This window comes from Janthinobacterium sp. EB271-G4-3-2, from assembly GCF_020858035.1.
GTDB lineage: Bacteria > Pseudomonadota > Gammaproteobacteria > Burkholderiales > Burkholderiaceae_D > Janthinobacterium > Janthinobacterium aestuarii.
Map to the genome: position 1 here is coordinate 156757 of NZ_JACYMG010000012.1, position 26158 is coordinate 182914.

A 26158-nucleotide genomic window follows, 5' to 3' on the forward strand; every position below is an offset into this window, starting at 1 on the left:
TTGGGCGTGCCGCAAAAAAAACACTGTCATGGCCCATGAATGCTTGCTTTGCGGCCCGGCCGCTGCTATGCGCGCAAGCGTTCGCCGGCGGGAGTATGATGAGCAACCTTTACAAATTTCCGCCAAGCATGCTGCAGACTCCCGATGCCTTTGTCCCCCTGATCGATGCGCCCGAACCGGCCCCGGCCGCCACAGATACGCTGACGTTTGTCTTTCACCGCGGGCGTTTGTTGTTGCGTACGCCCGAGTTATCCCTGCCCACGGCCGCCGAGGCGGCCGCGTTCGATATCGACCTGAGCCGCGCACAGCCCGTGGGCTTGTGGCAGGGCCGCTATTGCCAGACGGTCTGGACCGACGAGGAGCTGCCCGTCGGTGCCGGCCTGGCCTGGCACGGCATGCGCTCGCTGTTCAATGCCGTCGACGACGCTTTCTTGGGCCTGGCCAGCCGCGCCGTGCAACTGGCCGAGTGGGCGCGCACGCACCGCCATTGCGGCGTGTGCGCCACGCCCATGCAACGCACGCGCGGCGAACGCTGTTTCACGTGCGCCGCTTGCGGCATGCTCGCGTACCCGCGCATTTCGCCGGCCATGATGGTACTCATCCGCAAGGGCGAGCAGGTGTTGCTGGCCATGCACAAGCACTCGCCATCGCAGCGTTTCAGCCCGCTGGCCGGTTTCCTGGAAGCGGGCGAATCGATCGAGGAAGCCGTGCACCGCGAGGTGATGGAAGAGGTGGGCTTGCGCGTGCATAAGCTGCAGTACTTCATGAGCCAGTCCTGGCCGTTTCCCCATTCGCTGATGATCGCGTTTACAGCCGATTACCTCGATGGCGAGATCCGCCTCGACGAGAACGAGATTGCCGAAGCGCGCTGGTTCGGTCCCGGCGATACGTGGCCGGAAGCGAGTTCGAGCGTGTCGATTTCCGCGTTGCTGGTCGCCGCGCACCGTCCGTCAACGGCATAGAAAGCCGGGGTTGCTCGGGCAGCCTGCCGCATTTTCTATATACTGGCGGCAATTGAAAATTTTAGGGTGGTGTAGCATGTCTCAAGAAGAATTCTCCGAAAACGACTGGCGCCGGCTGATCAGCAGCTTTGGTGAAGATCCGCAGCGTCCCGGCTTGCTGGAAACGCCGGCGCGCGTGGCCAAGGCGTGGAAGCACTGGACGTCCGGCTATGGTCAGGATCCGGTGGACTTGCTGAAAGCGTTTGAAGATGGCGCGGAACAGTACAACGAGTTGATCGTCGTGCGCGGGATTCCCGTCTACAGTCATTGCGAACACCATCTGGCGCCGTTTTTCGGCAAGGCCACCATCGGCTACGTGCCCAACGGCAAGATCGTCGGCCTGTCGAAATTGACGCGCCTCGTCGATTGCTTCTCCAAGCGCCTGCAAGTGCAGGAACGCATGACGATGCAGATCGCCAATGCCCTGATGGAAGTGCTGGAACCGAAATCGGTGGGCGTGGTCGTACGCTGCCGCCACCTGTGCATGGAAAGCCGCGGCATCCGTACGCCGGGCGAAGAAACCATCACCTCGGCCATGCTGGGCGAGATGCAGCCGAACCTGGCGCTGCGCACGGAGTTTTTGGCCTTGGCACGCGAAAGCTGATTTTTCGGCGGCGATGCGTGACGAAGGCGGCAGATGCCGCCTTTTTTCATATTCTTTCCGATTCCCGTTCCGCCAGGTAGCGTGCCGGCGGCTTGCCCACGGCCTTGCGGAACATGGTGACGAAACCGCTGGTGTTTTCATAACCGAGTTCCAGCGCCACCGCCTTCACGCTGTGGCCTTGCGCCATGCGCCGCAAGGCCAGGATGACGTGCAATTGCCGGCGCCAGCGCCCCACGCTCATGCCCATTTCCTCCAATGACTGCCGGGTCATGCTGCGCTCGCTCATGCCGATGTGGCTGGCACACTCGGCCAGGGTCTTTTTGTCGGCTGGCTGCGCCAGCAGCAGGGCGGCCAGGCGGCGCAAACGCGCATCGCGCGGCATCGGCAAGTGCAAGTCTTCCACGGGCGCGGCCGCTAGTTCATCGAGCAGGGTGAGCACCAGGCGTTCCTGCGCGCCATGCAGCGTGGCCAGGGTGGGAAAAGCGGCCGCCTTGGCGATCAGTTCGCGCAGCAGGGGGGAAACGGCCACGGTACAGCAGACGGCCGGCAAGGCCGGCGCCATGGCCGGCTCGACAAACAGGCAATAACATTGGGCCTCGCCCACGCCCTGCGCGGAATGCATCAGGCCGCCCGGTATCCACACGGCGCACTGGGGCGGCACGATCCACACGCCGCTGTCCACCTCGCAATGAATCACGCCGCGCGTCGCATACAGCAACTGCCCCTTGCGGTGCTGGTGCGGCGCCTGCTCCGCCTCCTCGGACACGCTGGCCAGGCCCACGGCCAGCAGCGGACGCAACACGCCATCGATGTCGAAATCCATGAGGGAGGCGCCAGGGTCCAGGCCCAACTGGGCCGTCAGCGCACTGGGCAAGAGGGGATGGGGCATGGGAACACTTTGGCTGGATTGAATAATATTGTGGCTATTTTATGCAATGACGCGTAGCACCGCCAGCGCTATCGTATGGGCATCCGCAGCCCCGCTTCAACGGCAACCGCCGCCGCCAGTGTTCTGATGAAGGTAAGGAGGAACGGCAACCCCTTGAAGGAGTCATCATCATGCAGCTTGATCTATCCGCTTTTCCCCTTGTCTGGATGCGCCGCGAGGCAGCGCCTGCCCAGCCCGATATTCTGTTTGCCCAGTTTGACGCGCTGCTGGCGCGCCGCCAGGCGTTTGTCATTCTCAGCGAGGAAGGCTTTGACGAGGATGGGCATGAACACCCGCAGGAAGAGCGCAAGCGGGCGTCACTCTGGATGAAGCAGAACAAGGCGGCCATCCGCGCGTATATCCAGGGCATGGTGCTGGTCGAACCGAGCGCCGCCAAGCGCCTGGCCGGCAAGGCCTTTGCCGTGATGTTCGGCAAGTTCTGGGGTTATCCCCTGCATTTCGGCACCAGCCGCGACGACGCGCTCGACATCGCCCAGCATTTGATCAAGGCGTGGCTGCCGCCAGCCGACGGCGGCACGGCCGCGCATCAGTAGCGGTATTCGCTGACCAGATGCTTGGTGAAATTGTACTTGCTGCCGCCGTCGAGCAAGTCGACCAGGCGCTTCGGCGCCGAGGCCGACATGAAGGCGTCGGCGGCGCCGCCCGTGCTGCGAAATTTCATGCCGGGGCTGAGGATCTGGTTGGCGCCGATTTTCAAGTGCTGGAAGCTTTTCGTTTTTTCATTGTTGAGAATGAAATGCAATTCCTGCTTGAAGGTCAGGAAGGGGATCTTCAGCCACCAGCCTTCGTCCGTGCCATAGCTGGCGACGCTGGCAAAATGCGTGTTCTTGTCCGTCAAGGTGGGTTTGCCCAGGCGGTCGTTGATGCGTTTCATGGCTTCATTCTTGGTCATGCTGTGCTTTCGTGATTCATCGTATATCCGGCGTGCATTTTGACACAGGCACGCGCCCCCCGCCTGTCTTGCCACCCCCTATCTGCATGCTTTTTTACTGCAATGCAGCATCAATTCTCATCAATTGTCGCAACGCATTAACAACACCCGGCAAAAATCATTGCTTCCCAGCATTGTAAATATCGGTATTTCAAGCGTATGCTGGTGTCGTCTGAACGGTGCCGTCCGAGCACCGTCGCCGCCGCATTCCTGGCCTGCCGAGCTGGAAGCGGGCCACGCCTTTCGCCGCATATAGATAGTTGGAGACACAGCATGAAGAAATTGACGTTCCAGCAGAAGTTATGGATTCCCCTGATTTGCAGTCTGTTGTGCATCACCGTTATTTTTGTCTATAACGCCCTGGAAGTGCGCAAGATCCGCATCGAAGAACGCAGTGCCGACCTGAGCAATGCCGCCGACCTGGGCCTGGGTGCCGTCAAGATGTTCGGCGACCTGGCCGCCAGCGGCGCCTTGACGAAGGAAGAAGCGCAAAAGCAGGCCACGGCCGTCATCAAGAGCATGCGTTTCGGCGAGACCGGTTATTTGTCCATCATCAACCTCGACGCCGTCGTCGTGATGAATCCTGCCGCGCCGCAAACCGATGGCAAGAACATGTCGGATTTTAAGGATGCCAACGGCACCTATCTGTACCGCGACATCGTGGCTGTCGGCAAGAGTGAAACGGGCAAGGGCTTCGTCCACTATTATTTCCCCCGTCCCGGCCAGAAGACCCCCGAACCGAAGATGAGCCGCGTGGTGGCCTACAAGCCGTGGAGTTGGACCATCGTGACGGGCGTGTACATGGACGATATCGACGCGGCCTTCCGCCAGTCACTGCTGACCTCGCTGGGCGTGCTGGTGCTGGTATGCGGCCTGCTGGCCGCCGTCGTCGTGGTGATCAACCGCAGCTTGCGCCATGCGCTGGGCGGCGATCCCGAGTATGCGGCCGACGTGGCGGAAAAGATCGCGAATAACGATTTGAGCGGCGTCGTGCGCACGCATGCCAACGACCGCCACAGCGTGCTGTACGCGATGAAAACCATGCAAACCAACCTGGTCGATGCAATCAGTGAAATCCGCCATAGCGCCGAGACGATCGCCACGGCCTCAAGCGAGATTGCCAGCGGCAATATGGACTTGTCGGCGCGCACGGAAATGCAAGCCAGTTCTCTGGAAGAAACGGCGGCCTCGATGGAGGAATTGACCTCGACCGTGACGCAAAACGCGGGCAACGCCGTGCAGGCCAATGAGCTGGCGCAGTCCGCTTCCGCCGTGGCGCGCCAGGGCGGCGCCGTGGTGGCGCAAGTGATCGGCACCATGGACACCATCAACGCCTCGTCGCGCAAGATCGTCGACATCATCGGCGTCATCGATGGCATCGCCTTCCAGACGAACATCCTGGCCTTGAACGCGGCCGTGGAAGCGGCGCGCGCCGGAGAACAGGGCCGCGGCTTTGCCGTCGTGGCGTCGGAAGTGCGTAATCTGGCGCAACGCTCGGCCGGTGCCGCGAAGGAAATCAAGGAGCTGATCGGCGCTTCCGTCGACAGCATCGCGGCCGGCAGCACGCTCGTCGCACAGGCGGGCACAACCATGGATCAGGTGGTCGCTTCCGTTTCGCGCGTGACCGACATCATGGCCGACATCACGGCCGCCTCGCACGAGCAAAGCACGGGCATCGGCCACGTCAACCAGGCGATCACGGAAATGGATAGCGTGACGCAACAAAATGCGGCGCTGGTGGAGGAGGCGGCGGCGGCGGCGTCGAGCATGCAGGACCAGGCGGCCGTGCTGGCGCAACTGGTGGCGCGCTTCAAACTGTCGGCGCAGGAATCGGGCACGGCGCCGCGCCTGGCGGCCACTTCGGCTGGCGCGCCACGCGCCGTGGCGAAAAAGCCGTTGCGCAGCCTGGCGGCGCGCTGATTTACCGGGCCGGTGCCGCCGCTGGCGGCGCCGGTTCGAATTCCAGCTTGTCATCGACGACCACGAATTGCCCGACCGGCTGGCCCAGGTCGGCTTTCGGGTCGTTTTCCATTTCCGTCAGCTCATTGCAGGTATTCGTTTCCGCCTGCCACAACTGCTTGCCCATGCGGATATTCCAGATACCATCGCCGGCCGCGAACAGCTCGACCGTGATGTCGGCCGGCGCATCCGTCGACAGGGTATGCAGGCGCTGGCATTGCGGCAGATTCGTCGCCATCAGCTGCACTTCCACAGTATCTTGCCAAAAATAACGTTGCTGGCGGCGCACGGTCAGGGAATGGTCTTGCCCATCGAACATGTAGATGGCGAAGTCCTGGACACAGCCTGACAGCAGGACGGACAGCGTGACGATCAGGAGTTTGCGCATGGTCGGCTTTCTTTGTTTGTGCTCGGGAATGTCGGGATGCCTGCGTGACGGCGCTAGTGGGTGCTTGCGCCGCCTTGTTTTTCGCTTACGTGGCATTATATCCATGCATATCAGTTGCGGCGCGACAATAGTTATGCCAAGTTCGCCGGCCCCTACTTATCTACCTGGAAAGACCACGATGATCGACCTGTATTACTGGACCACGCCCAACGGGCACAAAGTGACGATGTTCCTGGAAGAAGCGGGCATCCCCTACAACCTCATTCCCGTGCATATCGGCAAGGGTGAGCAGTTCAAGCCCGAGTTTCTCGCCATCGCGCCGAATAACCGCATCCCCGCCATCGTCGACCAGGCGCCGGAAGATGGCGGCGCGCCGCTGTCGCTGTTCGAGTCGGGCGCGATTTTGCAATACCTGGCCGAGAAAAGCGGGCAATTCCTGCCGGCCGACGTGCGCGGACGCGCCGAAGTCATGCAATGGCTGTTCTGGCAAATGGGCGGCCTTGGCCCCATGGCGGGGCAAAATCACCATTTCGTGCAATACGCGCCCGAACCGATCGACTACGCCATCACGCGCTACGTCAACGAAACGAACCGGCTATACGGCGTGCTGAACAAGCGCCTGGCGGACCGTGCATTCGTGGCCGGCGACAGCTACTCCATCGCCGACATGGCGATCTATCCGTGGATCGTGCCGCACGAACGCCAGCGCCAGAAGCTGGAAGATTTCCCGCATCTGGCGCGCTGGTTCGCGGCCATTGCCGCCCGTCCCGCCACCGTGCGCGCGTATGCGCGGGCGGCGGAAATCAATGTGCAGCCGACCGTCAGCGGCGACGCGAAAAGCGTGCTGTTCGGGCAGACGGCCAAGACCATCGGCCAAGCTTAATTTCCCCGGTACGTGGAAAAGCCGAAAGGGCTGAGCAGCAAGGGAATGTGATAGTGCTGCTCAGTCTTTTCCACGTGGAATTGCACGGGAATTTCCGGGAAGAAGGTTTCCTGTTTCAGGCGCGCATAGTGCTCGCCTGTCTTGAACACGATGCGGTAGTCGCCCGCCTGCATGGGCGCATCCACCGGATACATGGCCGCGATGCGCCCCTGCGCATTCGTCACGGCACTGCCCAGTTGTTGCCAGCCTTCACCGTTCTTTTGCTCCAGGGTGACCGTTACGCCCGCCGTCGGCTGTCCGCTCTGCAAGTCGAGAATGTGCACGCTCAAGGGATTGGCGGCGGCCAGGGCCATGCCGGACAGGCTGGCGAAGGCCAGGGCGGCGGTGATTTGTTTCAGTGTGCTCATCGTCGTATCTTTCAGTTTAAAGGGTAGGGGAATCGAGTTCAGGGATGGCGGCCAGGGCGGCCAGGGCGCAGGCGCGGTCTTGCTGCGCGCCGCCGCCGCCGGCCACGCCGATGGCGCCGACCACTTCGCCCTTGGCGCGCAAGGGCAGGCCGCCGCCCAGCAGCAACAGTTCCGGCACGGTCGTCAAATTGGCCATGTCGGGATTGCCGCGCGCGGCCACGGCCAGCGCCTGGGTATCGTTTTTCGTCGACAGGGCCGTGTAGGCCTTGCGCCGGCTGGCCTCCGTGTTGTGCGGCCCGACGCCATCGGCGCGCTGCACGGCCACGACATTGCCGCCACGGTCGAGCACGCTGACGACGATGTGCCGTCCTTGCGCCTGGCACGCGGCCATGGCGGCATTCGCCAGCTTGTTGGCCATTGCCAGAGAAAGATCATCGACCTTGCGCAGCTGGGCATGGGTTGGACCGGCCAGCAGGCACAGCAGGGTACTGCCGAGTAACAGGGTTTTCATGTGGCTGTCCGTTGATAAGGTGGCGCCAGTATGGCCAGGCTTGCCCTACGAGAAGATGATCGCCGCATGACATTTTTATCATCCGCGGCGCCCGGCGCGCGGCGTAGAATGGTTTTATATTCTCCTTAGAAAGCTGCCATGCGTATCCTGGTCATCGAAGACGAACCGAAGACGGGCGACTATCTGCTGCGTGGCCTGGCCGAGTCCGGCTTTACGGTGAGCCTGGCGCGCAATGGCCGCGACGGCTTGCACATGGCAAGTACGGAGTCACCCGATCTCATCGTGCTCGACGTCATGCTGCCCATCATGGACGGCTGGCAAGTCTTGCGCGCGCTGCGGCTGCAGGAGGGCGGCGCCGACGTGCCCGTGATTTTCCTCACGGCGCGCGACGAAGTGCAGGACCGGGTCAAGGGGCTGGAACTGGGCGCCGATGATTATCTGGTGAAACCGTTCGCGTTTGCGGAACTCGTGGCGCGCATCCGCACTTTGCTGCGGCGCGGGCCGCCGCGTGAAGACGACGTCATCCGCATCGGCGACATGGAAATCGATGTGATGAAGCGCAAGGTGAGCCGGCAAGGCCAGCGCATCACCCTGACGGCCAAGGAATTCGGCTTGCTGCATTTATTGGCGCGGCGCCAGGGCGAGGTGCTGTCGCGCTCCATCATCGCCTCGCAAGTGTGGGACATCAATTTCGAGAGCGACACCAACGTCATCGACGCGGCCATCCGCCGCCTGCGCAGCAAGCTCGACGACCCGTTCGAACCCAAGCTGATCCACACTTTGCGGGGCATGGGCTATGTCTGCGAATTGCGCGCGCCCACAGTGGCTGACAGCGGCGCGGCCGCATGAAGCTGGCGCAACTTCGCCGCTCGCTGACCCTGCGCGTCACGCTCGTCTTCGTGCTGATCGTGGCGCTCGTATCGGCCGGGCTGGGCATGCATCTGTACCGCTCGTTCGTGGCGGAAATCGAGCGCCGCGACGATATTTTATTGCTGGGAAAACTGCGGCAGATCCAGCAGCTGCTGGGCAATGCGGGCACCCTCGACATCATCCGCGAGCGGCCCCAGTATTTCCGCGACACCATGAGCGGGCAAGAAAATTCCCTGGTGCGCATCGTGCGCGCCGATGGCACGCGTTTGATCGATGTCAACCCGAACGGCGAGGCGGTGGCGCATCCTGTTCCCGTGGCCGTCGATGCGCCCGTGACAAACAACGACATCGTCAGCTGGACCAGCCGCGACGGTTATCCCGCACGCGTGGTGGCAGCCAGCGCGCGCATCGGCGACCCGGCGCAGATGGCCGATATTGCCGTCGCCAGGGTCTACGGCGACCGCACGGCCATGTTCGCCGCCTACCGTTGGCAAATCGTCGTCTCGGTGGCCGTCAGCGCGCTGGTGGCGGCACTGTTGGCGAGCCTGATGCTGCTGCGGGGACTGCGGCCGCTGCGCAATATCGCCGCCCATGCGGCCCTCGTGCGGCCGGGCAAGCTGGAGCAGCAACTCGATGCGCGCGGCGCGCCCACGGAACTCTTGCCGCTGATCCACGCCCTGAACGCCATGCTGGCGCGGCTGCAGGAAGGCTATGCGCGGCTGTCGCAGTTTTCCGCCGACCTGGCGCATGAATTCCGCACGCCCGTCACCAATCTGCTGGGACAAAGCCAGGTCATGCTGGCCCGCCCGCGCAGCGCGCACGAGTATGAACAGCTGGTGTCGTCGAATGTGGAAGAGCTGGAACGGCTGTCGCGCATGATCGACAGCATGCTGTTTCTGGCGCGCGCGCAGCAGGATGAAATGGTGCTCGTCAAGCACGTCCTACCCGTGCAGGACGAATTCTTGCGCCTGGCCGATTTCTTTGAAGGCTTGGCCGAAGAGCGCGAGCTGGCGCTGGCTTGCCACGGCAGCGGCAATGTGACGGCCGAGCCGCAACTGCTGCGCCGCGCGCTGGGCAATTTGCTGTCGAACGCCATCCGCCACGCGGCGCCGGGCAGCACGATACTGCTGCGTTCGCATGCGACGAACGCAGGTGTGGAATTGAGCGTGAGCAACCTCGGCCCCGCCATCCCCGCGCGCCACTTGCCGCACCTGTTCGAGCGCTTCTACCGCGCCGACCCGGCCCGCAGCGACTCGGCCGCTTCGACAGGATTAGGGTTGGCCATCGTCGCAGCCATCATGCAGTTGCATGGCGGCAGCGCGACGGTCGCGTCCGACGCGGCCGCCACGACGTTTACCCTGATGTTCCCGTTCCAGCAGCGTAGGTCGGATTAGGCCAAGGGCCGTAATCCGACGTAGGGTTGGCGGTAGCGCAGATGTCGGATTACGCGCGGCGTTGCCGCGCTAATCCGACCTTGTATTATTCCCCTCATGCCGTTCGTGGTATTGCGAACGGTATCGACCGCTGTCAAAATCTTGGTAGGCATATCAAGACCGGGTAACTGGATGCCGTATCCGCCCTTAGGCCCCGAGCCAGCGCCGTAGATCTCGCTCCAGTTACCCATCCTCCATGTCAAGATCGGACAGTATCTTTGGCACCGGCATGCCGGTTAGCCCGTATTTGCAAGGTAGATCGCAAGAGGACCACAGCATGTTTAATTTAGGAATCGACGTTGCCAAGGCCAAGCTCGACTGCGCGCTGCGCCTGCCCAACGGCAAGCATCGTAACAAGGTTGTCGAGAACAACCACCAAGGATTCACCGCGCTCCACGCATGGCTGCTGAAGCACGCTGCCGGCAGCCCCAGGGTGTGCATGGAAGCGACGGGCACCTATTGGGAAGGGGTTGCCGAATATCTCGCCGGACTTGGCATGGTGGTCAGTGTCATCAATCCGGCCCAGATCAAGGCCTTCGGCGCTTCGCGCCTGGTGCGCACCAAGACCGACAAGGTCGACGCACAACTGATCGCCGACTTCGCCCATGAACGCCAGCCGGAGCCCTGGCTGGCGCCATCGCCTGCAGAGCAATCGCTGCGCGCGCTGGTGCTGCGCCTGGATGCATTGCAAGCCATGCGCCAGCAGGAAAGCAACCGGCTTGAGGTGGCGCGCGAGGCGGTACGCCAGGGGATCGAGGATCATATTGCCTGGCTCGACGCCGAGATCAAGGCGCTGATCCTGGCGATCCGCCGCCATATCGATGACGACCCGGATTTACGCGGCAAGCGCGAGCTGCTCGATAGCATTCCTGGCCTGGGCGAGCGCACGATTCCCGTGCTGCTGTCCTACTACGCCAATCCGGGGCGCTTCGACAGCGCCAAGCAGGCGGTGGCGTTTGCGGGCCTCGATCCGCGCCAGCACGAGTCGGGTTCCAGCGTGCGTGGCAAGCCACGCATGTCGAAGGTCGGCCATGGCTTCCTGCGCAAGGCACTGTACATGCCGGCCATGGTGGCGGTGCATAAGACGCCCTGGGGCCGGCGCTTCGGTCAGCGCCTGCGTGACGCAGGCAAGGCGCCCAAGCTGATCATCGGCGCCATGATGCGCAAGCTGGTGCACGTGGCATTCGGCGTGCTCAGGTCGGGAAAAATATTTGATCCGGCCTTGCACGCCGCTTGACGGGGATAACAGTATCTACGCCTGCCAATTAGCCCATCTCCACCAAGAACTCATGCATGCCCGTATGCGGCAATTGCGCGCACGCGGGCGCGAAATGCGGCAATTGGCCCCACAGCAGCGGGTTGCCGACGATGTACACATAATGCTGCGCGCGCGTCAGGGCGACGTTGAGCAAGTTCGGCGTGGCCGCCGCCCACTGCGCGGCGCCCACCGTGCTGTCGTCGGCGCCGAGGACCAGCATCACCACGCTTTGCTCCTTGCCCTGGAAGGTATGCACGGTGCCCACCATCTGGCTGCTCCACTGGCGCAATTCGCGCGCCGTCGGCGCCTTGCCGTAGCCGAGGCGGCGGTCCCAGTCCATGTCGACGATGCGCGAACGCAATTCGTTGCGCACGGCCTTGAACGGCGTGATCACATACATGTCGGGCAGCTTGCCGTCGCGGCGGTACAGTTTCAGCAGCACTTCCAGCACAAAATCGAGCTGCACGGGCACGACCTGCTTGTAGCTGACGGCGCCGATGGCGTCGATCCAGCGGCTGGGGCCTTTCGTGAGTCCCCGCGCGCCGGCCGGCGGTGTGCGCTCGCTCAAGCCATAGACCATCTTGTCTTCGTAGGCGATGCTGTTGGCCAGCGAGAACATCGGTTCGACGCAACGGCGGTGTACGCGCAAGGGGCTGCCTATCCACAAGGGCTGTGCGCTGCCGGCGCCGACGACGGCGCCATAGCGGTTGGCCTTGTCCGCCAATGTCTGTACGGACACGCTTGTCGGCGCATAACTGCCATCCTGCGTGTGCGGCGACAGGGCGGACAGGGTTTGCACGAGGCGGCCCGGCACCGTGAACACGGGCTCGATCTGCAGCGGATCGCCCACGACGACGGCGCGCTTGGCGCGCCACAGGCTGCCCAGCGCCGCTTGCGGCACGGCCTGGCCCGCCTCGTCGATGAACAGCCAGCCCAGCGATTCGGGACCCATGCCCTGGAACTGGCGCGCGAACGAGGCAAACGTCGTCGACACGACGGGCACCACCATGAACAGGCTGTGCCAGACCATGGCGATGTGCGACTGGTCGTAGGCGCGCTTGTTTTTCAGCAATTTGGACACGGCCAGCAAGTTGCCGCCAAAGCCGGGGCCACCTTTTTTTGCCACTTCCGCCAGCCATGCCTCGTGCAGGGCCAGGGCCTTGGCGAACAGGCGCGAGCGCAGGCGCGCCAGGGCCGGTTCATGCCACAGGCCGCCAATTTGCAAGGCGTCGCCATCGAGCTCGTCCAGGGTGGCCGGCGCGGCGATGGTGGGGAAGCGCATGCGCGCGCGGCGCAGCAGTTCCGTGCTGTCATCCCATTCGCGCTGGCGCGATTGCGCCGTGCGCAGGGCGATGTGCAGGCTGTTGCGGGCACGCTCGCAGCGCGGCTCCAGCTCGCCCTTCAGCAGCAGCTTGATGGCGGAGACGTCGCGCGCGGCCTGGCGCTGCGCTTCGGCGTTGGCCACGACGGCATCCTTGTAGGCGCGTGCCGGTGCCGTGCGGAACAAGCGGGCAAAGAAACCGGGCTGCGTCAGCGCCACCAGGCGTTCCTCTTCCAGCAACTCCTTCTTGCTGGCGAGCAGGGTGTCCTGCTGCGCCAGCGCATCGGACAGGGCGCCATGCGCCGCGTCCATCTCTTGCTCGGCAGCGATCAGCGCTTGCTGGCTGCTGTGGATGAAGTCGGCTTCCGAGCACGTGCCCACGGCTTGCCACAGGGCCGCGTACTGGGCGTGCTCGGCCAGCGCCTTTTCCACCACGTGTTCCGTCTCGCGGAATTCGCGCGCCGCCTGCGCGAAGCTCACACCCTGGTGGCTGGCCAGCCACTGGCGGATATTCTGCGCATTCGGCGTCTTGCGCGCCGTGGTCTTGTCCCGGTCGTCGTCATAGAAATTGCTGACGAAGCGGCGCCGGTTCGCGCTATTGCCCAGCGCGCAGGACATCAAGCCCCATGGCGCTTCCGCTTCGCCCAGGGCGCGGTTGGCGCCATTGCCGTCGGCCACGACCCGGCGCGCCACGCTTTCAAAGTAGCGCGTGCGCGCCCATTCCTTGCCCAGCTGCTTCGGTTTTGGCAGGTCGCCGGAAATGTTTTCCACCGCCGCGTTATTCGACGAGGCGACGACCATTTCAAAGCCCGTCAGTTCCGGACGCAAGCGGGCGATGGTAATCGGGTCGCGCACGCCTTCGAAGGCCACGGCCACCTTGCCGATGAAGGCGTCGCCCGCGCGGTCCAGGCAGGACAGCACGCTGGCGCGGCGCACGATGTTGTCGGCGAACAGTTCGCGCAACAAGGTTGTCTTGCCCGTGCCCGGCGGGCCATTGACGGAAAAGATGCCCCGTTCGTGCAAGCCCGTGCGCGCGCCGTGGATGGCGAACTGCTGCATCAGGCTCATGGCGTAGCTGGCGTCTTCCAGCCAGTGTCCCCGGTTCATATTGCCGGGATTGAGCATGGCGGCCAGCGCCTGGCGTCCTGCCGGGCTGTACAGGTCGATGCGCTCATCCTGTGCCAGCGGCGTCAGGTAGGCGGCGACCGTCGCCGGCAACTTGCCGCCACGCAAGGCGCGAATGATCTGTTCCAGGTCATCGAGGTAAAAACTGTTGAGGATATCGATCGATGGCTCCGCCGCGTCGCCAAAGTCCAGGCTGCGGTTCTGGCTGGAGTCAAGCGCATCGGTTTCCGTCGCCGTTGCGCGTTTCTTGCGCGTGCGCAATTCCAGCACGGCCAGCGGCTGGCCGGCGGACGGGTGGAAACCGGCCCAGTCGCGCAGCAGGTCGGCCAGGGCCGCGATTTCCATGCCGGACAGGGGAGACGAGACATTGCCGGCCTCGTCCGTCACTTGCTGTGGCGTGCGGCTTGCCGCGAAGTTGCGCAGGCTGTCTTGCAGCGCCAGCTGGCTGTCGCTGAAGGCGTCCAGGCTCAGGCCTGACCAGTCCGGCGTGCGTGCGCGGCCGAGCGCCCATGGCAAGGTCGACACGGACACGGGGTCGAACTGCGGCTCGCCCAGCGCATTGAGGTTCAGGCGGGCAAAGCACGAGCGTCCCAGCAACTCTGTTTTTTCTGTTTCGGTAATGTTTTCCGGGCCCGTGGCTGGCGGACAAGCCTTGTTGATTTCAGCCTTGTCGAACACGCCAAGGAACAATGAGAAGCCGTCGATCTCGCGGTCGGACGCTACTTGCCATTGTGTGGCGAACTGCGGCGGCAATTGCGCCAGCTGTTCGCGGTGCAGGAGACGCACGGTGGACTGGTCTTCAACGTCCGTGATTTGATTCAGGTCAAACGGGATAAAGAATTCGATCTTGTGCCAATACTCCAGGATAGCCAGGAGGCGCTGCTGTTCTGCCTGATTCATGATGACCAATATTTTGTAAAGCGAGCGAGGATTGTAAAGCGTATGCGCGGCGCACGTTTTGCACTTTTGTCTATTGCGCGGGCTTTACGGCAAAAAAAGTGGTATTGGCAGACGAAAAAAAGCCAGGCAGCAACTTCCTGCCTGGCCTTCCCCCGTTGCGATGTTGCTGAGGGTTAAAACTCGTGCATTAAAACTCTTCCCATTCGCTCTCTGCCGCCGCATTGCTGCGGCGTGCCGGCGCGGCCGCGACGGCCTTGCGCACTGGCGCTGGCTTGGCCGCGGGGCGTGCGATGGCGTGCGCTGCCGGTGCCGTGCGTACAGGCGCCAGCTTGGCTGCGCTGGCGACATGGTTGCCGGTTTTAAAGAAGCCGACCACATGCGCCAGTTCGCCCGCCTGGTCCTGCATGCTTTGCGAGGCGGCCGCCGCTTCTTCCACGAGGGCCGCGTTTTGCTGCGTTACTTCATCCATCTGGGCAATGGCCATGTTGATCTGTTCGATGCCGATGGTCTGCTCGTGCGTGGCGGACGTGATTTCGCCCATGATGTCGGTCACGCGGACGATGCTGTCGACGATGTCGCCCATGGTCTGGCCTGCTTCATTGACGAGGCGCGAACCCGTGTCCACGTTGGCGACGGAGGCGGCGATCAATTCCTTGATTTCCTTCGCTGCGCCAGCCGATCGTTGGGCCAGATTGCGCACTTCCGACGCCACGACGGCAAAACCGCGTCCTTGTTCACCCGCGCGCGCCGCTTCGACGGCCGCGTTCAAGGCCAGGATGTTGGTCTGGAAAGCGATGCCGTCGATGACGCCGATGATGTCGACGATCTTGCGCGACGAGGCGTTGATCGTGCCCATGGTGTCGACCACTTGCGAAACGATGCTGCCGCCGCGCACGGCTACTTCCGACGCGCTTTTCGCCAGCTGGTTCGCCTGGCGCGCATTGTCCGCGTTCTGCTTCACGGTCGAGGTCAGCTCTTCCATGGCCGACGCCGTTTCTTCCAGCGAGCTGGCTTGTTCTTCCGTGCGTGAGGACAAGTCGAGGTTGCCGGCGGCAATTTCGCTCGATGCCGTGGAGATCGCATCCGTGCCGTTGCGCACTTGCGCCACCACGCCCAGCAGGCTGGTGTTCATGGCTTTCAAGGCGCCCAGCAGGCGGCCCGTTTCATCGGTGGAATTGACGACGATGTGCGATGACAAGTCGCCCGAGGCCACGGTTTCGGCTACGCTGACGGCCGTATTGATGGGCTGGGTGATCGAGCGCGTGATGATCCACGCAACAAAAGCGCCCAGCAGCACGGCCAGGCTGCCCAAGGTAATCATGGAGGCGCGCGCGCTGTTGCTCAGCGTTTCGGCTTCCGTTGCCGCTTGCGCCGCCTGCTCGCCTTCATACGCGACCAGGCTGTCGAGCGCGCCCAGCACGCGTTTCAGGCTCGGCGCCGCCTGCTGCGTCAGGAAAGCGATCGCTTCTTCCGTCTGGCCCGCATTGCGCAGCTCGATGACCTTGTTGTTCAGCGGTGCGCCCGATTTCAGGGCCGCGTCCAGCTCGGCCATCAAGGCCGTTTCCTTGTCCGTCGAGATTTTCTTTTGCAAGGTTTCCTTGGCGGCGCCGTATTTCTTGCGCGCTTCGCCAATTTTTGCCAGTTCCGCCTGCACCAGCGCTTCCGTCGGCGCCACCACAATGCTCGTGATCGCCAGGGTAATGTTGCGCACGTTGTCGCTCATGGTATTGGCGGCCGCCATTTTGACGTTCTTGTCGGCCACGATGTCGTGCGTGCGCGCGCTCAGTTGTCCCATGGAATACAAGCCGACGAGCAAGACGGCGACCAGCAGGCCGAGGACGACAGCAAACCCGATCCCGAGCCGGGTGCCGATTTTGAATTGTGTGAGTGACATGATTGCTTTCGTGTTGCGGAAGTGAGGGAAAACATCGGACAGACCGGGGCTACGGGTTTATACGTAGCGGCGGCCAGCCTGTAATTGTTCCTCAAAATTCCGCACTGCAATACAAAAACTTGTATCAAGTCCGTGAAAAGCTGAAAAACTGGTAGCAACTTAACTAAGTTGTCGTGTGGAAACAACGAGCGCGGCGCTGGATGCGGCTCAGTTTTCCGGAAATACGCGGGTGGCGAGGAAATCGATGAAGGCGCGCAGTTTCGGTGTCAGGTGGCGGCTGCTGGGCCACAGGATGCGAAAGGCGCCGTCGTGCTGGCGGTGGCCTTCTAGCAAGCTCTGCAAGCGGCCTGCGGCCAGCGCCGCGCGCACGGCAAAGTCGGGCAGGGCGGCGATGCCCAGGCCGCTTTCGGCAAAGTGCAGCAGGGTCTCCACATTGTTGCAGTGGAGCAGGGCCGGCAAGCCGGCCGCGTGCAGGGCGGGCCATTCGGGCAGGGGCCACGCCTCGACCTTGCCGCTGCTGGGAAATTTGTACAGCAGGCAAGTGTGCTGCGCCAGATCGGCCGGCAGCAGCGGCGTGCCGTGCTGGATCAAATAATCGGACGCGGCCACCAGTTGCAGCTGGAACTGGCCCAGCTGGCGGCTCATCAAACGGCTGTCGGCGCTCTCTCCCGCGCGCACGACGGCGTCGTAGCCTTCCTCGATCACGTCGACCCGGCGGTCGCTGAAGTCGAGATCGAGCTCCACCAGCGGATAGGCGCGCGCGAACGCGGCCAGCACGGGATTGAGCAGGCTGCCAACTTGCGGCAAGCTGACGCGCAGCCGGCCTTGCGGCGCGCTCTTGCTGTTCGATAACTCCAGTTCGGCAGCTTCGATCTCGCCGAGGATGCGCCGGCAGCGTTCCAGGAACACGGTACCCTCGCTGGTGAGCGCGATGCTGCGCGTGCTGCGGTGAAACAAGCGCACGCCGAGCCGCTCTTCCAACCGCGCGATGCTTTTGCCCACGGCCGAGGCGGAAATCCCGAGCACCCGCCCCGCCGCCACGAAACTGCGCATTTCCGCCGCCTGCACGAAGGCCGTGAATCCCGCCAGGTTATCCATGTCGATCCTCATTGATTGCGGATGCCAACGTCCGCACAGACAGAAACTATAGCCTGTTTTTCTTTGATCGCGCCTGCCTTACCTTGGCAGCCTGATCATTTGAAAGGCTACGCCATGATGTACAACTTCTCTCCCGCGGCCCTGTCCGCCCGCATTGATCCCTTGCTGGACGCCGTTTTGCAGCAGCAGCGCATGGCGGGCGCCGTCGTGCTGGTACGCCAGCGCGGCAAGGACGTGTACCGCCGCGCGGCCGGCCACCTGGACCGCGAGGCGGGCACGCCCATGATTGAAGACGCCCTGTTCCGCCTGGCGTCCGTCAGCAAACCCATCGTCTCGGTGGCCGCGCTGGCGCTGGTGGGACAGAACCGCCTGGGACTGGACGACCTGGTGGCGCGCTGGCTGCCGTATTTTGCACCGCGCCAGCCGGACGGCGCCGTGGCGGCGATCACCGTGCGCCACTTGCTTACGCATACGGCTGGGCTCGACTATGGCTTTTTCCAGCCGCCGGGCGGCGCGTATGCGCAGGCCGGGGTGTCCGACGGCATGGATGCGTCCCGCATTTCCCTCGAGGACAACCTGCGCCGCCTGGCCACGGTGCCGCTGGCGACTGCGCCGGGCGAGCGCTGGGCGTATTCGATCGCCACCGACGTGCTGGGCGCCGTGATCGAAGCGGTGACTGATCTGCCGCTGGCGCATGCCGTGGCACAGCTGGTGACGGCGCCGCTGGCCATGCGCGACACGGGCTTTATCAGCACCGACGCGGCGCGCCTGGCCGTCGCGTATGCGGACCGGGCCGCGGGAGAAGCCCGGCCGCGCCGCTTGCTCGATGCGGGGGACGACCATCTGCCGTTTCTCGATGGCATGGCAGGGTTTGTGCTCTCTCCGGCCCGCGCCCGCGACGCGCACGTCTATCCGTCCGGCGGCGCGGGCATGGTCGGCTCGGCGCCCGATTTCATGCGTTTGCTGGAAACACTGCGCCAGGGCGGCGCGCCTCTGCTGCCAGCCGATCTGGCGCAGCAGATGGGCACGAGCCAGACGGGGGCTTTCGATTTGCCGTTCTGGCCGGGGCGGGGCTTTGGCCTCGGCTTTACCGTGTTGACGGACCCGCTTGCCGCCGCCACGCCGGAGTCCGTGGGCACGTGGCGCATGGGCGGCACGTATGGCCATTCGTGGTTTGTCGACCCTGCGCAAGAATTGTCCGTAGTGGCGTTTACGAATACGGCACTGGAAGGCATGGCGGGGCCGTTCGTGGCGGAATTGTGCCAGGCAGTGTATGGCGCCAAGGAAACGCCATGACCCGCCCGCACCCGATCGTCTTCCTCGCGCTGGGCCTGTTCGGCGTGTACTGCATCGAGTTTGGCGTGGTCGGCATCTTGCCGATGATCATGCAGCGCTACGGCGTGACGGCCGCGCAGGCTGGGTCATTGGTGAGCCTGTTCGCCCTCGTGATCGCCGTGGGCGGCCCCTTCCTCGTGCTGCTGGCCACGCGCTGGCGCCGCAAGCGCGTGCTGATCGTTTCTCTGCTCGTGTTCGCGCTGGGCAGCGTGGTGTCGGCGTATGCGCCCCGCTTCGGGTTGCTGCTGGCGCTGCGCATCGTGCCGGCCCTGTTTCATCCTGTGTATTTCTCGCTGGCCATGGTGGCCGCCGCCGCCCTGTATCCGCCACAGGATGCGGCGCGGGCCGGCGCGCATGCGTTCACGGGCACCAGCATGGGCATGGTGCTGGGCATCCCGCTGACCACCTGGATTGCCGCACAATATGGTTATGAGGCATCGTTCCTTGCCTGCGCCCTCGTCAACGCGCTGGCGGCGCTGGGACTATACCTGTTCCTGCCGGACACGCCGCAGGAAGCGCCGATGGCCTACGGCCGCCAGCTGGCCGTGCTGCGCAAAGCCGCCCTGTGGCTGACCATTGCCGCCGCCGTGCTGGTGTTTGCCGCCATGTTTGCCGTGTATGCGTATGCGGCCGCGTATCTGCAGCATCAGGCGGGCTTGTCGGCGCGCCAGACGGGGCTGGCGCTGGTGGTGTTTGGTACCGGTGGCGTGGCGGGCAATCTGTTCGCGGGGCGCCAGCTGGGCACGCACGTGCTGCGCACGGTGTTGCTGCAGCCCGTGCTGCTGGGGCTGGCGTATTGCTTGCTGTACCGCTATGCGGGCACTGGTATCGGCTGGGCGCCCATGGCGTTGCTGTTGCTGTTCTGGGGCGCGGCGCATACGAGCGGGCTGATCGTCACGCAAGTGTGGCTCAGCAGCGAAGCGCGCGAGGCGCCGGCCTTTGCCATCGGCGTGTATATCGCCGCCATCAACCTGGGCGTGACGGTGGGCGCGCTGGCCGGCGGCATGGCGATTGCCCACTACGGCATGCAGGGGGCGCTGGCTTGCGGCGCGCTGTTGGGGGCACTGGCGCTGGCGGCGATTGCCGGGAAAGCGTGGCTGTACCGTGCGCCGTCAGTCGGCAAGATGGTTGGGGATGCGAAACAGTAAATCCGTGTCGCCGATGTCCACGCCCGCTTGCGACAGCAGGGTGCTGGCCTGGCCCCGGTGATGGGTCTGGTGGTTGAAGAAATGCATGAGCAGGCTGAAAAACTCGCGCCGGTTCGGCCCCTTGCTGTTGCGGTAGTCGAGCAAATGGTCGAGGTCCGCTTCCGTGATCGAGGCGGCCCAGTCGACGATGAGCCGGTCCAGCCATTGCCGGTGCGCGTGCATGGCGGCAAAATCGTCGGCCGCGAACAGCGGGTGCGTGAGCGACGCGGGCGGCGTGATGGCGCGGATGGGGTCGAGCAGGGGGAAACCGGCCGGGTGCTTCGCATAGCGCTGCAGCCACAGGGTGTCGCCCACCATCACGTGATTCAAGGTGGCCAGCAGGGAGCCGAAAAAGGCGCCCCGCTCGCGCTCCAGCTCGCCGGGCGGCAGGCCGGCCGCCGCCGCATAGACCTTGGCATTCATCCACTGGTTGTAATCGGCCATCAGACAAATGTGGGCGCAACGGCTCATGCTGGACTCCTTCAGTGGATGAATGCTGATGTTAAACGGATTTCAGGAACGCGCGTATGCCGGCGAGCAGCATCTCAATGGCCATGGCCGTCAGGATCAAGCCCATCAGGCGCTCGAACGCCGTCATGACCCTTGGACCGAGCGCCCGCTGCAAGCGTTCGGCGCACAGGAAGACGGCCAGCCAGACGACGGCCACGGCCGTCAGCCCCGCCACGTGGGCGATCACTTCATTCATTTCATGCGAGGAAAACAGCAGCACGGTGGCCAGCGCGGACGGGCCGGCCAGCGCGGGGATGGCCAGCGGCACGATGAACGGTTCGCCGCCCATCTCGTGGTCGCTATTGCCCGCGTTTGGCTGCGGAAACACCATGCGCATGGCGATCAGGAACAAAATCACGCCGCCGCCGATGCGCAGCGCCACTTCCGACAATTGCAAGGCGTTCAGGAAATGGCGGCCGAAGAACATAAACAGCAGCAAGATGCCAAAGGCGATCATGCACTCGCGCACCACGACTTTCCAGCGCCGCTCGATGGGCACCCGTTTCAGGGCATTGACGAACAGGGAAACGTTGCCGAACGGATCGGTGACGAGCAAAAGCAGGATAAAAGTCTGGAAGAAATTCTGTGTCATGGTGGCGTGGGCTGAGGTCAACACCGCTGCCAGGATGGGCGCGGTGCGATAAGGCTTGCGATGATAACAAGCCTGCTCCCAATCGCCCATGATTATTGATGCATAGCAGCATTTTTTTTACGCGGCGATGACTTTAGCCTGGTAAAACGCGGTCGGCGTCGTGCCGAAGTGCTTTTTGAACATGGCCGTAAACGCGCTCTGGCTCATGTAGCCGTTGTCCATGGCCACGTCGATGACCTTGACGCCTTGCGCCAATTGCTCGAGCGCCCGCAGCAATCGCGCCTGCTGGCGCCACTGGCCAAAGCGCATGCCCGTCTGCTTCTGGAACAAACGGTGCAGGCTGCGCTCGGTGATCGCCAGTTCCTGCGCCCAGTGCGCCACCGTCTGCTGTTCGCCCGGTTGTTCCATCAGCCGCGCGCAAATGCCGCGCAGGCGCGCATCCATGGGCAGCGGCAGATACAGGGGCAGCACGGGCAGGCTGTCGAGCTCATGCAACAGCAATTGCAGCAGATGCCAGTCGCGGCTGCCCTCCGTGAAATCGGGCGCGATGTCGACGGCCGCCACGATCAATTGCCGCAGCAAAGGACTGATGTCGAGCACGCAGCTGTGACCAGGCAGCAATGGCGAATTGGCGCAGTTGACGAACACCGTGCGCATCTTGACGGCGCCGCTCATGCGCACCTGGTGCGCGATGCCGGGCTGCAGCCACACGCCGCGCGTGGGCGGCACCACCCAGCGCCCGCCCTGCGCCTCGATGGTCATCACGCCCTCGATGGCATACAGCAGTTGCGCATGCGTGTGGCGGTGCGCGGAAATCACGTGGCCGTGCGCATAGTCGACGGCCAGCGCCATGGCGCGCGCCGTGACGGGCAGCAATTCCTGAAAGGCCGGAGAGGAACAATCCATCAAATAAGGTCAGTTTTGCGATAGGTTCGGACATCTTAGCGCGAGAAGGCGCGACGCGCCTGCGGCATGATGGATTCCCGTAACTATTCCCGGAGTTTCGCATGCCTGTGCGCGCCTATCTGTATCCGTTTCTGGCCATGTTGCTGTGGGCCGGCAACGTCGTCGTGTCCAAGCTGGCCGCGTCCAGCATCGCCCCCACGGCCATCACCTTTTACCGCCTGGTGCTGGTCTTGCTGGTGATGACACCGTTTATCGCCCGTCCCCTGTGGCGCAACCGCGCCGCCATCCGCCGCCAGTGGTGGCAACTGGCCCTGTGCGGCCTGATGTCGATGGCCCTGTTCCAGAGTTTGTCCTACCGCGCCGCGGAAAGCACCACGGCGACGAACATGGCCATCGTCACGGCGCTCGCGCCCCTGATGACGGCCCTGCTCAGCGTGCTGCTGCTGGGCGAGCGCCTGACGGTCGGCATGGCGGCCGGCGGCGTGCTGTCGTTCGGCGGCCTGCTGTACCTGGTGGGGCGCGGCGACGTGCTGGCCTTGCTGCAGCAGGGCGTGCATGCGGGCGATGCGCTGATGCTGCTGGCCTGCCTGAGCTTTGCCCTGTACGGCGTGCTGCTGCGTCGCTGGCGCCTGTCCATTCCCGCCTGGCAAGCCATCTATTGCCAGGCGCTGGCGGCCCTGGCGTGCATGCTGCCGCTGTTCCTGCTGCTGCCGCCCGGCAGCGCCAGGCTCGATGCCACCACCTTGCCCCTGATCGGCTATGCGGGTATCGGCTCGTCCATCGTGCTGTCCTATCTGTGGATCGAAGGCGTCAAACTGCTGGGGCCGAACCGTTGCAGCATCTACGTCAACCTGCTGCCCCTGCTGACGGCCTTGCTGGCCATCGTCTGGCTGCACGAAAGCATGCATGTGTACCACCTGGTCGGCGGCGGCATTTCGCTGCTGGGCGTGCTGCTGGCGCAGACGGTGCAGCGGCCCCTGTTTGGCCGGCGTGCTGGGGTGTCGGGTCTTGCCTGAATGGCCATGCATAATGGCGGTTTTCGGCAGTGGAGTGGGCATGCGGCAAATATTCTGGATGAGCACGATGGTGGCGCTGCTGGCGCTGGGCACTCTGGCGCCAGCGCAGGCGGCGCGGTTCTACGACGGTGAACCGATGGCCACCGCCAGCACCGTCGAGCGCGGCGCGAAAACCATGGACGAGGCGCAGGTGCGCACGGCGCTGGCCCATGTGCCGCAGATCGACCACAGCATAGCCTACGCACCCACGGGCGTGGCCGAGTTCGATGCCATCGAGCATGGCCATGGCAAGCTGGTCGGCTATTTCAATATCGATGGCGATTTATTGCCCGGCAAGCCAGCCGATGCGCCGGCGTTTGCCTATAAAAAAACCTTCGTGGAAAAGGATGGCCATTTCCTCACGGTCACGTATCTGCTGGGCAAGGGCTGGAAAGGGAACCGCGCACCCAGCTATCACATCAAGTGGATCACATGGGAAACGCAGCCGCAGCGCTTTGCCGCCAGCCAGGATGGGCTATTCATCGAGTACAACGTGAATTGCTGCGTGGGCAGCGTGTATGCCCGCGGCCAGTATGCACAGGGCAAGCGCACGGGGCAGTGGCACTACGAGGAGCCGAACACCATCCGCTCGTTTGGCGCCTTTGTCGATGACAAGGCCGAAGGGCCGTGGACGTATGAAAGCGGCGATGAAACGACGACGGGCATGATGCAGCGTGGCCAGCGCACGGGCCGCTGGGAAGTGAGCACTGGCGTGGACGAATGGCGCGAAGTGGACATGCACAGTTTCACCGGCTACGACACGTTTGTGAAGGACCGCTTGAACGGCCCCAGCGAACGCCGCATCGACGGTGTGGTGCAATGGCAGGGCAACTATGTCAACGGCAAGAAGCAGGGCCAGTGGGTGGAACTTGGCGGTGGCGGCCTGTATGTCGATGACGTGAAACAGGAGCCGTAAAAGGCGACGCCGGACGGTGGCTGGCAAATGCTGACCATGCTTGATTGCAGAAACCGTCTATTAACATAACTGGCATTCCCACGCGAGCGCGCACGATTGCGGAATGCCAGTTCTGCGCAAAAAACATCATCCACTTGTTACAAAGCGTGAAAATCCATGCTGGATGTTGCTACTAGTAATCTTTCCCTGTATCTTGCAGTCAGGAAATAAAAGTACAGGAAACCTCGACCTCGTTGCCCTGTCTTGCACTCCTGACGATACGCGCGGGCCGCCTTCCCCCTGCCGCCGCACACGCCGTATCGATCTGTCCTGAACAATTCACGTGACCCGCCCATCAGGCGTTTGCTGCTATCCCGTTTGGCGGGCGCAGGCATGGTTGCGCCCCTACCAAGGAAAACTGCATGCTGTCTAACATAACAATAAAAATGCGCCTGATTGCCACCATGAGTGTGCTGGGTGTGCTGATCGCCGTGCTGGGCGTCATGAGTATCATCAGCCTGAAATCGGCCAACAACAGCCTTAACGAGGTCTACAGTAATCAGCTGGCATCGACGCAAGCGATCGGCGAATCGCAAATTGCCCTGGGCCGCGCCCGGTTCACGATGGACCGCGTGATGGTGCACCCGGAAGCGGCCGACGCCAAGGATACCTTGGCCCGTGCCGAACAATTCATGGAAGCGTCCAACAAGTTCTGGAAGGTCTACCTGGGCTTGCCGCAAAGCACTGACGAAAAGCGCCTGTCCGACGACATGGACAAGAAGCGCAGCGAGTACATGAGCAACGGCTTGCTGGTCATGAGCAAGGCTTTGCGTGAAGGTAACGTCGCACAAGCGGACGGTTTGATGATGACGGGGCTGACGCCGCTGTACCGCAGTCTGGACCAGGCCGCCGAAACATTGACGCAATACCAGACCACTTCGGCCGCCCGCATGTATGCGGAAAGCCAGTCCAGCTACCGTACTCAGGTGGCCATGGCCATCGGCGGCATGATTGTCGGCGCCTTGCTGACGATTATCTCCAGCATCTTGCTGCTGCGCGCCATCTTCGGCCCGCTGGACCAGGCCCTGCGCCATTTCGGCGCCATTTCCGACGGCAATCTGGCCAACGACATCGTCATCACGCGCCACGACGAGATGGGCGCCTTGCTGACGGGCTTGCAGAAAATGCAGGAACGCCTGTCGACCACCGTGCGCGGCGTGCGCGACGGTAGCGGCGCCATCGCCACGGCCAGCAATGAAATCGCCTCGGGCAACCTGGATCTGTCCAGCCGCACGGAGCAGCAAGCGTCGAGCCTGGAAGAAACGGCATCCTCGCTGGAAGAGCTGACCTCGACCGTCAAGCAGAATTCCGACAATGCGCGCCAGGCGAACCAGCTGGCCGTGTCCGCATCGGACGTGGCGGTGAAAGGTGGCGCATTGGTGGCGCAAGTGGTCGATACCATGGGCACCATCAGCGAATCGTCGAAGAAGATTGCCGACATCATCGGCGTGATCGACGGCATCGCCTTCCAGACGAACATCCTGGCCCTGAACGCGGCCGTGGAAGCGGCGCGTGCCGGCGAGCAGGGCCGCGGCTTTGCCGTCGTCGCCACGGAAGTGCGCAACCTGGCGCACCGCTCGGCTTCCGCCGCCAAGGACATCAAGCTGCTGATCGAAGCGTCGGTGCAGAACGTGGGCGCGGGCAGCGCGCTGGTCAGCCAAACGGGCACGACGATGGACGAGATCGTGGCCAGCATCCGCCGCGTGACGGACATCATGGGCGAAATCAGTGCCGCCGGCCGCGAGCAGGAACTGGGCATCGGCCAGATCAACCAGGCCGTGGCGGAAATGGATACCGTGACGCAACAGAATGCGGCCCTGGTGGAAGAAGCGGCAGCCGCCTCGGAATCCATGCAGGAACAGGCGGCGGCACTGGCCGAAATGGTCAGCATTTTCAAACTCGACGCCGCCCACAGCGGCCCGGCCCCCGCCAAGCCCGCCTTGCGCAAGCCTGTCGTGGCCGCCGCCAGCACGGCCTTGAAACGCCCGGCGTTGCGCCTGGCGCCGGCATCGGTTGCCGCCGCCAAGCCGCGTCCAGCGAAACCGGCCGCCGATAACAGCGGCGAGTGGGAAGAGTTCTAAGTTAC

Annotated in this window: 24 protein-coding genes; 13 read left to right on the forward strand and 11 right to left on the reverse strand. The window is 63.5% G+C overall.

From position 1 onward, the window contains the following. Window positions 1-128 precede the first annotated feature (128 nt). Both nudC and folE read left to right on the forward strand, forming a co-directional pair. Entirely contained in the window at window positions 129-962 is an 834-nt protein-coding gene (gene nudC / locus IGS55_RS22615; RefSeq protein ID WP_230519491.1) for an NAD(+) diphosphatase, read from the forward strand. Between the two features lie 76 nt (window positions 963-1038). Further along, complete coding sequence (gene folE, locus IGS55_RS22620) at window positions 1039-1605, forward strand: GTP cyclohydrolase I FolE (RefSeq protein WP_034754386.1); 567 nt, start codon at window positions 1039-1041, stop codon at window positions 1603-1605. Window positions 1606-1651: 46 nt separating this feature from the next. Here folE and IGS55_RS22625 read toward each other — a convergent pair whose 3' ends face one another. Beyond that, window positions 1652-2494 (reverse strand): AraC family transcriptional regulator, encoded by an 843-nt coding sequence (locus IGS55_RS22625; RefSeq protein WP_230519473.1) that lies wholly within the window; start codon window positions 2492-2494, stop codon window positions 1652-1654. Between the two features lie 170 nt (window positions 2495-2664). On the opposite strand from IGS55_RS22625, the gene IGS55_RS22630 reads away from it, so the two are divergent. Continuing rightward, the gene (locus IGS55_RS22630) at window positions 2665-3087 is read left to right on the forward strand and encodes a hypothetical protein (RefSeq protein WP_230519472.1); all 423 of its coding nucleotides are present in this window, start codon (window positions 2665-2667) and stop codon (window positions 3085-3087) included. On the opposite strand, the gene IGS55_RS22635 is transcribed toward IGS55_RS22630, so the two are convergent. Continuing rightward, a complete protein-coding gene (locus IGS55_RS22635) occupies window positions 3081-3446 on the reverse strand; it encodes a hypothetical protein (RefSeq protein WP_152255945.1) in 366 nt (121 codons plus the stop codon). The two genes, IGS55_RS22630 and IGS55_RS22635, sit on opposite strands and share 7 nt — an antisense overlap. 312 nt (window positions 3447-3758) lie before the next feature. Between IGS55_RS22635 and IGS55_RS22640 the strand changes: the two genes are divergently transcribed. Further along, window positions 3759-5405, forward strand: coding sequence for a methyl-accepting chemotaxis protein (locus IGS55_RS22640; protein ID WP_230519471.1), 1647 nt, complete (start codon window positions 3759-3761; stop codon window positions 5403-5405). A gap of 1 nt (window position 5406) precedes the next feature. On the opposite strand, the gene IGS55_RS22645 is transcribed toward IGS55_RS22640, so the two are convergent. After that, the gene (locus IGS55_RS22645) at window positions 5407-5832 is read right to left on the reverse strand and encodes a hypothetical protein (RefSeq protein ID WP_100428518.1); all 426 of its coding nucleotides are present in this window, start codon (window positions 5830-5832) and stop codon (window positions 5407-5409) included. A gap of 178 nt (window positions 5833-6010) precedes the next feature. Between IGS55_RS22645 and IGS55_RS22650 the strand changes: the two genes are divergently transcribed. After that, the gene (locus IGS55_RS22650) at window positions 6011-6715 is read left to right on the forward strand and encodes a glutathione binding-like protein (protein ID WP_139091987.1); all 705 of its coding nucleotides are present in this window, start codon (window positions 6011-6013) and stop codon (window positions 6713-6715) included. Here the strand turns inward: IGS55_RS22650 and uraH are convergent. Together uraH and IGS55_RS22660 are read right to left on the reverse strand one after the other, a co-directional pair. Beyond that, entirely contained in the window at window positions 6712-7122 is a 411-nt protein-coding gene (uraH, locus tag IGS55_RS22655; RefSeq protein ID WP_230519470.1) for a hydroxyisourate hydrolase, read from the reverse strand. The genes IGS55_RS22650 and uraH overlap by 4 nt on opposite strands. A 16-nt stretch (window positions 7123-7138) precedes the next feature. After that, window positions 7139-7633, reverse strand: coding sequence for a GlcG/HbpS family heme-binding protein (locus tag IGS55_RS22660; protein ID WP_230519469.1), 495 nt, complete (start codon window positions 7631-7633; stop codon window positions 7139-7141). Between the two features lie 138 nt (window positions 7634-7771). Here IGS55_RS22660 and IGS55_RS22665 point away from each other — a divergent pair, with 138 nt between their 5' ends. The 3 genes from IGS55_RS22665 to IGS55_RS22675 all read left to right on the forward strand — a co-directional run bounded on the left by IGS55_RS22665 (window position 7772) and on the right by IGS55_RS22675 (window position 11173). Continuing rightward, entirely contained in the window at window positions 7772-8482 is a 711-nt protein-coding gene (locus IGS55_RS22665) for a heavy metal response regulator transcription factor (protein ID WP_230519468.1), read from the forward strand. Further along, on the forward strand, window positions 8479-9897 hold the full coding sequence (locus IGS55_RS22670) for a heavy metal sensor histidine kinase (protein WP_230519467.1): 1419 nt from the start codon (window positions 8479-8481) through the stop codon (window positions 9895-9897). The genes IGS55_RS22665 and IGS55_RS22670 overlap by 4 nt, the downstream gene beginning before the upstream one ends. A gap of 316 nt (window positions 9898-10213) precedes the next feature. Further along, window positions 10214-11173, forward strand: a complete 960-nt coding sequence (locus tag IGS55_RS22675; RefSeq protein ID WP_230537285.1) for an IS110 family transposase — start codon at window positions 10214-10216, stop codon at window positions 11171-11173. Window positions 11174-11201: 28 nt separating this feature from the next. On the opposite strand, the gene IGS55_RS22680 is transcribed toward IGS55_RS22675, so the two are convergent. From IGS55_RS22680 to IGS55_RS22690, 3 genes are all read right to left on the reverse strand, one after another. Beyond that, window positions 11202-14540 (reverse strand): DEAD/DEAH box helicase, encoded by a 3339-nt coding sequence (locus IGS55_RS22680; protein ID WP_230519365.1) that lies wholly within the window; start codon window positions 14538-14540, stop codon window positions 11202-11204. Window positions 14541-14727: 187 nt separating this feature from the next. Next, on the reverse strand, window positions 14728-16434 hold the full coding sequence (locus IGS55_RS22685; RefSeq protein ID WP_230519366.1) for a methyl-accepting chemotaxis protein: 1707 nt from the start codon (window positions 16432-16434) through the stop codon (window positions 14728-14730). 207 nt (window positions 16435-16641) lie between these two features. Next, window positions 16642-17532: a LysR substrate-binding domain-containing protein gene (locus tag IGS55_RS22690; protein ID WP_230519367.1), complete on the reverse strand. Its 891-nt coding sequence runs from the start codon at window positions 17530-17532 to the stop codon at window positions 16642-16644. A gap of 117 nt (window positions 17533-17649) precedes the next feature. Here IGS55_RS22690 and IGS55_RS22695 point away from each other — a divergent pair, with 117 nt between their 5' ends. Together IGS55_RS22695 and IGS55_RS22700 are read left to right on the forward strand one after the other, a co-directional pair. Beyond that, the gene (locus IGS55_RS22695; protein ID WP_230519394.1) at window positions 17650-18828 is read left to right on the forward strand and encodes a serine hydrolase domain-containing protein; all 1179 of its coding nucleotides are present in this window, start codon (window positions 17650-17652) and stop codon (window positions 18826-18828) included. After that, the gene (locus IGS55_RS22700; protein ID WP_230519368.1) at window positions 18825-20015 is read left to right on the forward strand and encodes an MFS transporter; all 1191 of its coding nucleotides are present in this window, start codon (window positions 18825-18827) and stop codon (window positions 20013-20015) included. Before IGS55_RS22695 ends, IGS55_RS22700 begins: the two co-directional genes overlap by 4 nt. Here the strand turns inward: IGS55_RS22700 and IGS55_RS22705 are convergent. The 3 genes from IGS55_RS22705 to IGS55_RS22715 all read right to left on the reverse strand — a co-directional run bounded on the left by IGS55_RS22705 (window position 19980) and on the right by IGS55_RS22715 (window position 22062). Continuing rightward, the gene (locus IGS55_RS22705; protein WP_230519369.1) at window positions 19980-20525 is read right to left on the reverse strand and encodes a DinB family protein; all 546 of its coding nucleotides are present in this window, start codon (window positions 20523-20525) and stop codon (window positions 19980-19982) included. The two genes, IGS55_RS22700 and IGS55_RS22705, sit on opposite strands and share 36 nt — an antisense overlap. A gap of 31 nt (window positions 20526-20556) precedes the next feature. Then, window positions 20557-21156: a MarC family protein gene (locus IGS55_RS22710; RefSeq protein WP_034754361.1), complete on the reverse strand. Its 600-nt coding sequence runs from the start codon at window positions 21154-21156 to the stop codon at window positions 20557-20559. Window positions 21157-21273: 117 nt separating this feature from the next. Beyond that, the gene (locus tag IGS55_RS22715; protein ID WP_230519370.1) at window positions 21274-22062 is read right to left on the reverse strand and encodes an AraC family transcriptional regulator; all 789 of its coding nucleotides are present in this window, start codon (window positions 22060-22062) and stop codon (window positions 21274-21276) included. A gap of 101 nt (window positions 22063-22163) precedes the next feature. Between IGS55_RS22715 and IGS55_RS22720 the strand changes: the two genes are divergently transcribed. The 3 genes from IGS55_RS22720 (at window position 22164) to IGS55_RS22730 (ending at window position 26153) form a co-directional block, all read left to right on the forward strand. After that, entirely contained in the window at window positions 22164-23078 is a 915-nt protein-coding gene (locus tag IGS55_RS22720) for a DMT family transporter (RefSeq protein WP_230519371.1), read from the forward strand. A gap of 40 nt (window positions 23079-23118) precedes the next feature. After that, on the forward strand, window positions 23119-24033 hold the full coding sequence (locus IGS55_RS22725; protein WP_230519372.1) for a toxin-antitoxin system YwqK family antitoxin: 915 nt from the start codon (window positions 23119-23121) through the stop codon (window positions 24031-24033). Window positions 24034-24434: 401 nt separating this feature from the next. Further along, window positions 24435-26153 (forward strand): methyl-accepting chemotaxis protein, encoded by a 1719-nt coding sequence (locus tag IGS55_RS22730; RefSeq protein WP_230519373.1) that lies wholly within the window; start codon window positions 24435-24437, stop codon window positions 26151-26153. Window positions 26154-26158 lie beyond the last annotated feature (5 nt).

Coding starts and splice junctions, on each gene's coding strand:
- nudC (WP_230519491.1), top strand. CDS start 129: ATGCTGCAGACTCCCGATGCCTTTGTCCCCCTGATCGATGCGCCCGAA.
- folE (WP_034754386.1), top strand. CDS start 1,039: ATGTCTCAAGAAGAATTCTCCGAAAACGACTGGCGCCGGCTGATCAGC.
- IGS55_RS22625 (WP_230519473.1), bottom strand. CDS start 2,494: ATGCCCCATCCCCTCTTGCCCAGTGCGCTGACGGCCCAGTTGGGCCTG.
- IGS55_RS22630 (WP_230519472.1), top strand. CDS start 2,665: ATGCAGCTTGATCTATCCGCTTTTCCCCTTGTCTGGATGCGCCGCGAG.
- IGS55_RS22635 (WP_152255945.1), bottom strand. CDS start 3,446: ATGACCAAGAATGAAGCCATGAAACGCATCAACGACCGCCTGGGCAAA.
- IGS55_RS22640 (WP_230519471.1), top strand. CDS start 3,759: ATGAAGAAATTGACGTTCCAGCAGAAGTTATGGATTCCCCTGATTTGC.
- IGS55_RS22645 (WP_100428518.1), bottom strand. CDS start 5,832: ATGCGCAAACTCCTGATCGTCACGCTGTCCGTCCTGCTGTCAGGCTGT.
- IGS55_RS22650 (WP_139091987.1), top strand. CDS start 6,011: ATGATCGACCTGTATTACTGGACCACGCCCAACGGGCACAAAGTGACG.
- uraH (WP_230519470.1), bottom strand. CDS start 7,122: ATGAGCACACTGAAACAAATCACCGCCGCCCTGGCCTTCGCCAGCCTG.
- IGS55_RS22660 (WP_230519469.1), bottom strand. CDS start 7,633: ATGAAAACCCTGTTACTCGGCAGTACCCTGCTGTGCCTGCTGGCCGGT.
- IGS55_RS22665 (WP_230519468.1), top strand. CDS start 7,772: ATGCGTATCCTGGTCATCGAAGACGAACCGAAGACGGGCGACTATCTG.
- IGS55_RS22670 (WP_230519467.1), top strand. CDS start 8,479: ATGAAGCTGGCGCAACTTCGCCGCTCGCTGACCCTGCGCGTCACGCTC.
- IGS55_RS22675 (WP_230537285.1), top strand. CDS start 10,214: ATGTTTAATTTAGGAATCGACGTTGCCAAGGCCAAGCTCGACTGCGCG.
- IGS55_RS22680 (WP_230519365.1), bottom strand. CDS start 14,540: ATGAATCAGGCAGAACAGCAGCGCCTCCTGGCTATCCTGGAGTATTGG.
- IGS55_RS22685 (WP_230519366.1), bottom strand. CDS start 16,434: ATGTCACTCACACAATTCAAAATCGGCACCCGGCTCGGGATCGGGTTT.
- IGS55_RS22690 (WP_230519367.1), bottom strand. CDS start 17,532: ATGGATAACCTGGCGGGATTCACGGCCTTCGTGCAGGCGGCGGAAATG.
- IGS55_RS22695 (WP_230519394.1), top strand. CDS start 17,650: ATGTACAACTTCTCTCCCGCGGCCCTGTCCGCCCGCATTGATCCCTTG.
- IGS55_RS22700 (WP_230519368.1), top strand. CDS start 18,825: ATGACCCGCCCGCACCCGATCGTCTTCCTCGCGCTGGGCCTGTTCGGC.
- IGS55_RS22705 (WP_230519369.1), bottom strand. CDS start 20,525: ATGAGCCGTTGCGCCCACATTTGTCTGATGGCCGATTACAACCAGTGG.
- IGS55_RS22710 (WP_034754361.1), bottom strand. CDS start 21,156: ATGACACAGAATTTCTTCCAGACTTTTATCCTGCTTTTGCTCGTCACC.
- IGS55_RS22715 (WP_230519370.1), bottom strand. CDS start 22,062: ATGGATTGTTCCTCTCCGGCCTTTCAGGAATTGCTGCCCGTCACGGCG.
- IGS55_RS22720 (WP_230519371.1), top strand. CDS start 22,164: ATGCCTGTGCGCGCCTATCTGTATCCGTTTCTGGCCATGTTGCTGTGG.
- IGS55_RS22725 (WP_230519372.1), top strand. CDS start 23,119: ATGCGGCAAATATTCTGGATGAGCACGATGGTGGCGCTGCTGGCGCTG.
- IGS55_RS22730 (WP_230519373.1), top strand. CDS start 24,435: ATGCTGTCTAACATAACAATAAAAATGCGCCTGATTGCCACCATGAGT.